Consider the following 6,795-nt stretch of genomic DNA (forward strand, 5'->3'; position numbering starts at 1 on the left):
GGCCCGGGGCTGATGGCCTTCACGCCCATGCCGCCGCGGCCGCGCACCGGGTAGTCGTGGCTGGAGGACAGTTTGCCCGAACCGCCCTTGGTGACGGTGAGGATCAGGTCCTCGGCCGCCGACATCTCGGCATAGCGTTCGGGGGAAAGCTGGCCGGCGGGAACGGTGTCTTCTTCATCGTCGCCCTCGTCCTCGGTGATCCCGGCCATGAGGCGGCGCTGTTTCAGATAGGCCTGCCGTTCCTCGGGCGTGGCCTCGAAGTGGCGGATGATCGACATGGAGACGACATGGTCGCCCTCGGCCAGACGGATGCCGCGCACGCCGGTCGACTCGCGCGAGCGGAAGACGCGGATTTCGGTGGTGGGGAAGCGGATGGCGCGGCCGGCTTCGGTGACGAGCATCACGTCGTCGTTCTCGTCGGCTATGGCGGCGTTCACGAGGGAGACGCCCTCGGGCAGCTTCATCGCGATCTTGCCGTTGCGCATCACGTTGGTGAAGTCGGAAAGGTCGTTCTGCCGCACGTCCCCGTCCGAGGTGGCAAAGACGATCTGGAGGCTGCCCCAGTCTTCCTCGGGCACGTCCACGGGCATCAGGGCGGCGATGGTGATGCCGGTCTCGATCGGCAGGATGTTGACCAGCGCCTTGCCCTTGGCGGTGCGGCCCGCAAGGGGAAGGCGCCAGGTCTTCAGCTTGTAGACCATGCCGTCGGTGGTGAAGAACAGGAGCGGCGTGTGGGTGTTGGCGACGAAGAGGGTCGTGACCACGTCGTCGTCCTTGGTCTGCATCGAGGCGAGGCCCTTGCCGCCGCGGTTCTGGGCGCGGAATTCGGCCAGCGGCGTGCGCTTGATGTAGCCGCCCGAGGTGATGGTCACGACCATGTCCTCGCGCTCGATCAGGTCCTCGTCCTCCATGTCGCCGGACCAGTCGGCGATCTCGGTGCGGCGGGGGACGGCGAAGAGGGCCTTCACCTCGCGAAGCTCGTCCGAGATGATGCCCATGATCCGATCGCGCGAGGAAAGAATGTCAAGGAAGTCCTTGATCTTGCCGGCCAATTCCTCAAGCTCGTCGGTGACTTCCTTGACCCCCATCGCGGTCAGCCGCTGGAGGCGCAGGTCGAGGATCGCCCTGGCCTGGATCTCGGACAGGTTGTAGGTCCCGTCCTCGTTGATCGTGTGCGAGGGGTCGTCGATCAGGCGTATATACGCGGCGATGTCATGTGCGGGCCAGCGGCGGGTCATGAGCCGGTCGCGCGCCTCGGCCGGGTCGGCGGAGGCGCGGATTGTCGCCACAACCTCGTCCACGTTCGACACGGCAACGGCCAGGCCGCAGAGGATGTGGCTGCGCTCGCGCGCCTTGCGGAGTTCGAAGGCGGTGCGGCGTGCGACAACTTCCTCGCGGAAGGTTATGAAATGGCTGAGGAAATCGCGAAGCGTCAGCTGTTCCGGCCTGCCGCCGTTCAGGGCCAGCATGTTGCAGCCGAACGAGACCTGCATCGTCGAGAACCGAAACAGCTGGTTCAGCACCACGTCGGGCGTCGCGTCGCGCTTGAGCTCGATCACGACGCGGACGCCGATCCGGTCGGATTCGTCGGCAATCCCCGCGATGCCCTCGACCCGCTTTTCGCGGACCAGCTCGGCGATCTTCTCGATCATCGTGGCCTTGTTGACCTGATAGGGGATCTCGTCGATGACGATGGCCCAGCGGTCCTTGCGCAGCTCCTCGACATGGGTCCTGGCGCGGATGATGACGGAGCCGCGGCCTTCGAGATAGGCCTTGCGCGCGCCGGAGCGGCCGAGGATCACGCCGCCCGTGGGGAAATCGGGGGCGGGGATGATCTCCATGAGCTGTTCCATGGAGATGTCGGGGTTCTCGATCAGGGCAAGGGTGCCGTCGATCACCTCGCCCAGGTTGTGCGGCGGGATGTTGGTGGCCATGCCGACCGCGATGCCGCCCGCGCCGTTGACCAGCATGTTGGGGAAGCGGGCGGGAAGGACGGTGGGCTCCTTGTCCTTGCCGTCGTAGTTGTCCTGGAAATCGACGGTTTCCTTGTCGATGTCGGCCAGAAGGAAGGCCGCGGGCTTGTCCATGCGGACTTCGGTGTAGCGCATGGCAGCGGCGTTATCGCCGTCCATCGAACCGAAGTTGCCCTGGCCGTCGAGGAGCGGCAGCGACATGGAGAAGGGCTGCGCCATGCGCACCAGCGCGTCGTAGATCGCGCTGTCGCCGTGGGGATGGTATTTCCCCATCGTGTCGCCCACGGGACGGGCCGACTTGCGGTAGGGCTTGTCGTGGGTGTTGCCCGATTCCTGCATGGCAAAGAGGATGCGGCGGTGGACGGGCTTCAGCCCGTCGCGCAGGTCGGGGATTGCCCGGGAAACGATCACGCTCATCGCGTAGTCGAGATAGGCCGTCTTCATCTCGGCTGCGATATCGACCTGGGGGCCGTGCCAGCTGGGACGTTCCGGGTTTTCTTCTTTGTTGTCAGTATCTTCCGGGGTCTCGGCCATGAGGGCGCGCGCCTTCCTTGCGGTATCAATATCTAGCAGGCGGCAGGATACACCATCCAAGCTATGGGGTGCAATGGCGGGTTGCGGCCGGCTTGGCAGCCATCAAGGATGAGTGACAACATACTGTTTTCATTGATTTTTAAGCGGGCCTTGTCATGATTCCGTCATGGACCGCAAGAAAGGAGGATCCGCATGGTCGGACGCGAGACGGAGCTGATGCTGAAGGGCTATGGTCTGACGACGGCCGAGCTTTACTACCGGATGCCGGATTATCGCAACGTTCTCAACAGCTTCATCTGGCAGGAATACGATCTGGCGCCGGATTATCCCGCGCTCTTCAAGTTCATCGAATTCTGGCAGGAAAAGATCGAGGGGCCGCTGCATTCGGTGCGCTTCACCCATCGCAAGCTGATCGCGCCGGGCGAATGGCGCAACGTCGTGGGCGAGTTCAAGCTGCATTGAGGCCGGGCCCGGCAGGGGTTGCGTGGGGCGGGCACAGCAGCTAGGCCCGCGCGGCATGACCGCACGCCCGACGACTCCCGCCGCATTGACCAGCCTCGAGGCCATGGAACGGGCAGGGCTGACCGATCCGGCCGACCGCGCGATGCTGGCGCAGGTGGCAGAGAGCTTCCGGGTGCGGATCAGCCCGGCGATGGCGGGGACAGCCGCCGAGGGAGTGCGGGCCCAGTTCCGTCCCGATGCGCGCGAGTTGCAGATCCGCCCGGAAGAGCTGGCCGATCCCATCGGCGACGATGCGCATCGCCCGGTGCCGGGGCTGACCCATCGCTATCCCGACCGGGCGATCCTGCATGCGACCCAGGCCTGCGAGGTCTATTGCCGCTTCTGTTTCCGACGCGAGACGGTGGGCAGCGCGGGTGCGCTGTCCGAGGCGGAATTCCGCCAGGTGCTGGATTATCTGCGCGCCACCCCGGCGGTGCGCGAGGTGATCTTTACCGGGGGCGATCCGCTGGTGTTGTCGGCGCGGCGGCTGGGCGGGATGCTCGACCGGCTTCAGGCGCTGGGGACGCTGGATCTGGTGCGGTTCCACAGCCGCGTGCCGGTGGTGGCGCCGGAGCGCGTGACCGAGGCGCTAGCCGGGGTTCTGGACCGGGCGTTGCCGGTCTGGATGGTGGTGCATGTCAACCATCCCGAAGAGATCACCGAGGCGGCGGCGGCGGCCCTGCGTCGGCTGACCCGGGCCGGAGTGCCGCTTCTGTCGCAGACGGTGCTGTTGCGCGGGATCAATGCCGACCCGGAGGTGCTGGAGGCGCTCTTCCGCAAGCTGCTCCGCCATCGGGTGAAGCCCTATTACCTGCATCATCCCGATCTGGCGAAGGGCACGGGCCACTTCCGCCTGACGCTGGAGGAGGGGCAGGCGATCTTGGCGGCGCTGCGGGGGCGGCTGACCGGGATCGCCCAGCCGACCTATGTGCTGGACATTCCCGGCGGGCACGGCAAGGTGCCGGTCGGCCCCGTCTGGCTGCGCCGGGCGGGCGAAGGCTGGATCGTCACCGATCCGCAGGGGAGCGAGCACCCCTATCGCGACCTCTGAAGGGACTGCTCATCGCTTCCTTCGGTCGCTCTTCGCGGGCGGACCGCGCGGCGAAGGCTGCCCTCAAGGGCTGGATGAACGTCACTTGGCCCGCGTCGGGCGGTCGAACACCTTCTTGCCCATCAGCGACCCTACCAGATCGACCATCAGCCGCGCGGTCATGCCGCGGTCGTCTAGGAAGGGGTTCAGTTCCACCAGATCGAGCGAGGTGACGAGCCCGGATTCGTGGAGGAGTTCCATCACCAGATGAGCCTCGCGGAAGGTGGCGCCGCCGGGAACGGTAGTACCGACGGCCGGGGCGATCGAGGGGTCGAGGAAATCGACATCGAGCGAGACGTGCAGCATGCCGGATTCGCGGCGCACGAGGTCGAGGAATTCGCGCAAGGGGGCGACGAGGCCGCGTTCGTCGATCACCCGCATGTCGTTCACGAAGATGTCACGTTCCTGCATGGCGGCCTTCTCCGCCGGATCGACGGAGCGGATGCCGAACATGCAGATCCGGTGCGCGGGCACGGGGGCGGGGAAGGGCGGGAAGGCGTCGAAGCCGTCGCGGCCGGCGATATAGGCGAGCGGCGTGCCGTGGAGGTTGCCCGAGGTGGTGGTGAGCGGTGTGTGAAAGTCGGAATGGGCGTCGAGCCACAACAGGAACAGCGGGCGGTTCTGCCGCTTGGCATAGGCCGCGGCCCCGGCGGCCGAGCCGAGGGCAAGCGAGTGGTCTCCGCCCATGATGATCGGAAAGCCGCCCTCGGACAGCGCATCGTCCACGCGGTCCATCAGGATTTCAGCCCAGCCCACGGTTTCGGCGAGGTCGTGCACGACCGGGTTCGGGCAGGCGACCTCGCGCAGATCGGGCAGGGCGAGATCGCCCCAGTCCTCGACCCCGTGGCTTTCGGCAGCAATCTCGCGGGCGATGCCCGCAACCCGGTAGGCGGCGGGGCCCATCAGGCAGCCGGGGCGTTTCTGGCCCGTGTCGATGGGGGCGCCGATCAGGATGGTCTTGGGCATGGGAACCTCCGCTTTAGGACGGATGTAGCGGGGCGGTCGGTCGGCTGGCAACCGGCAAATCGGCGGCTTGCGGCCACCGACCCGGTCATTTTGCCGACAGAGCGCGGCGGAAGGGCGCAGGGCTTTCGCCCGGGGCCGGGGCGGCCTATCATTGTGCAAACGACAGGAGCATCCGCATGATCGTCGAGCTTGGACATTTCGCGCTGATCCTGGCGCTGATGGTGGCGCTGGTGCAGTCCACGCTGCCCCTCTGGGGCGCGCACAGGGGTGATGCGCGACTGATGGCGCTGGCGGGACCCGCGGCGGGCATGCAGCTGCTTCTGGTCGGCTGGTCCTTCGCGGCGCTGACCTGGGCATTCGTCACGTCCGACTTCTCGCTGGCGGTGGTGGTGTCGAATTCGCACACGCTGAAGCCGATGCTCTACAAGATATCTGGTGTCTGGGGGAACCACGAGGGATCGCTGCTGCTCTGGGTGCTGATCCTGGCGGTCTATGGCGCGGCGGTGGCGGCCTTCGGCGGCAATCTGCCTGCGCGGCTGAAGGCGCGCGTGCTGGCGGTGCAGGGGCTGATCGGGGTGGCCTTCATGCTGTTCCTGCTTCTGACCTCGAACCCGTTCTGGCGGCTGGCGACGCCGCCGCTGGACGGGCAGGACCTGAACCCGCTGTTGCAGGACCCGGGCCTCGCCTTCCATCCGCCCTTCCTCTACCTCGGCTACGTCGGCCTGAGCATGGCCTTCAGTTTCGCCGTCGCCGCCCTGATCGAGGGCCGGGTCGATGCCGCCTGGGGGCGCTGGGTGCGGCCCTGGACGCTGGCGGCCTGGGTCTTCCTGACCATCGGCATCGCGCTGGGGTCCTGGTGGGCCTATTACGAGCTTGGCTGGGGCGGATTCTGGTTCTGGGATCCGGTGGAGAACGCGAGTTTCATGCCCTGGCTTCTGGCCGCGGCGCTGCTGCATTCCTCGATCGTGGTGGAAAAGCGCGAGAGCCTGAAGGCCTGGACCATCCTTCTGGCGATCATGGCCTTCGGCTTCAGCCTGATCGGCACCTTCCTCGTGCGCTCGGGCGTCATCACCAGCGTGCATGCCTTTGCCAACGACCCGGAGCGCGGCGTGTTCATCCTGATGATCCTCGGCGTCTTCACCGGCGGGGCCCTGATCCTGTTCGCGCTGCGCGCCGGAGTGATGGAGGCGCGCGGGGTCTTCAGCCTGGTCAGCCGCGAAAGCGCGCTGGTGGCCAACAACATCCTGCTGACCGTCGCGGCCTTTGTCGTCTTCGTGGGGACGATCTGGCCGCTTGTCGGCACAATGTTGCTGGGCCGTGACCTTTCGGTGGGCGAGCCCTTCTTCAACGCGGCCTTCAGCCCCTTCATGGTGGCGCTGGCGCTGATCCTGCCGCCCGGGGCGATGCTGGCGTGGAAGCGCGGGTCCATCGCGCGGTCGCTGCGGTCGCTGGTCCCGGCAGCGGTGCTGGCTCTGGCGCTGGCGGCATTGGCCTGGGCCATGCAGACCGGGCGGACGGCGCTGGGTCCGGTCGGGCTGATGCTGGGGGCCTGGGTCGCCTTCGGCGCGCTGACCGACCTCTGGGCGCGGACGGGGCGCGAGGACGTCGGCGCGCGGGTGGCGCGGCTGGCGCGCCAGCCGCGCGCCGCCGGGGGCCAGGCCGCGGCGCAATTAGGGGGGGGGGTGACGAACTTTTGCGGCTCGGCGGTGGAGGGCCGGAAGGGCGAGGCCA

At 67.2% G+C, this 6,795-nt stretch carries 5 protein-coding genes; 3 read left to right on the forward strand and 2 right to left on the reverse strand.

Going from position 1 to position 6,795, the window contains the following annotated elements; all coding sequences use genetic code 11:
* Positions 1-2,507: DNA gyrase subunit A (gyrA, locus tag ACK4IU_RS18090; RefSeq protein WP_409738085.1), on the reverse strand; the 2,507-nt coding region annotated here is incomplete at its 3' end.
* Between the two features lie 192 nt (positions 2,508-2,699).
* Between gyrA and ACK4IU_RS18095 the strand changes: the two genes are divergently transcribed.
* Both ACK4IU_RS18095 and ACK4IU_RS18100 read left to right on the forward strand, forming a co-directional pair.
* Positions 2,700-2,969, forward strand: coding sequence for an usg protein (locus ACK4IU_RS18095; RefSeq protein ID WP_409738088.1), 270 nt, complete (start codon positions 2,700-2,702; stop codon positions 2,967-2,969).
* A gap of 55 nt (positions 2,970-3,024) precedes the next feature.
* The gene (locus ACK4IU_RS18100; RefSeq protein ID WP_409738091.1) at positions 3,025-4,059 is read left to right on the forward strand and encodes a lysine-2,3-aminomutase-like protein; all 1,035 of its coding nucleotides are present in this window, start codon (positions 3,025-3,027) and stop codon (positions 4,057-4,059) included.
* Positions 4,060-4,140: 81 nt separating this feature from the next.
* On the opposite strand, the gene rocF is transcribed toward ACK4IU_RS18100, so the two are convergent.
* Entirely contained in the window at positions 4,141-5,064 is a 924-nt protein-coding gene (rocF, locus tag ACK4IU_RS18105) for an arginase (protein ID WP_409738094.1), read from the reverse strand.
* A gap of 176 nt (positions 5,065-5,240) precedes the next feature.
* Between rocF and ACK4IU_RS18110 the strand changes: the two genes are divergently transcribed.
* Positions 5,241-6,795 (forward strand): heme lyase CcmF/NrfE family subunit (locus ACK4IU_RS18110; RefSeq protein WP_409738097.1); only part of this gene is annotated, 1,555 nt, incomplete at its 3' end.

It is taken from the genome of Tabrizicola flagellatus (genome assembly GCF_046295235.1).
In the GTDB taxonomy this organism is placed as follows: Bacteria; Pseudomonadota; Alphaproteobacteria; order Rhodobacterales; family Rhodobacteraceae; genus Tabrizicola; species Tabrizicola flagellata_A.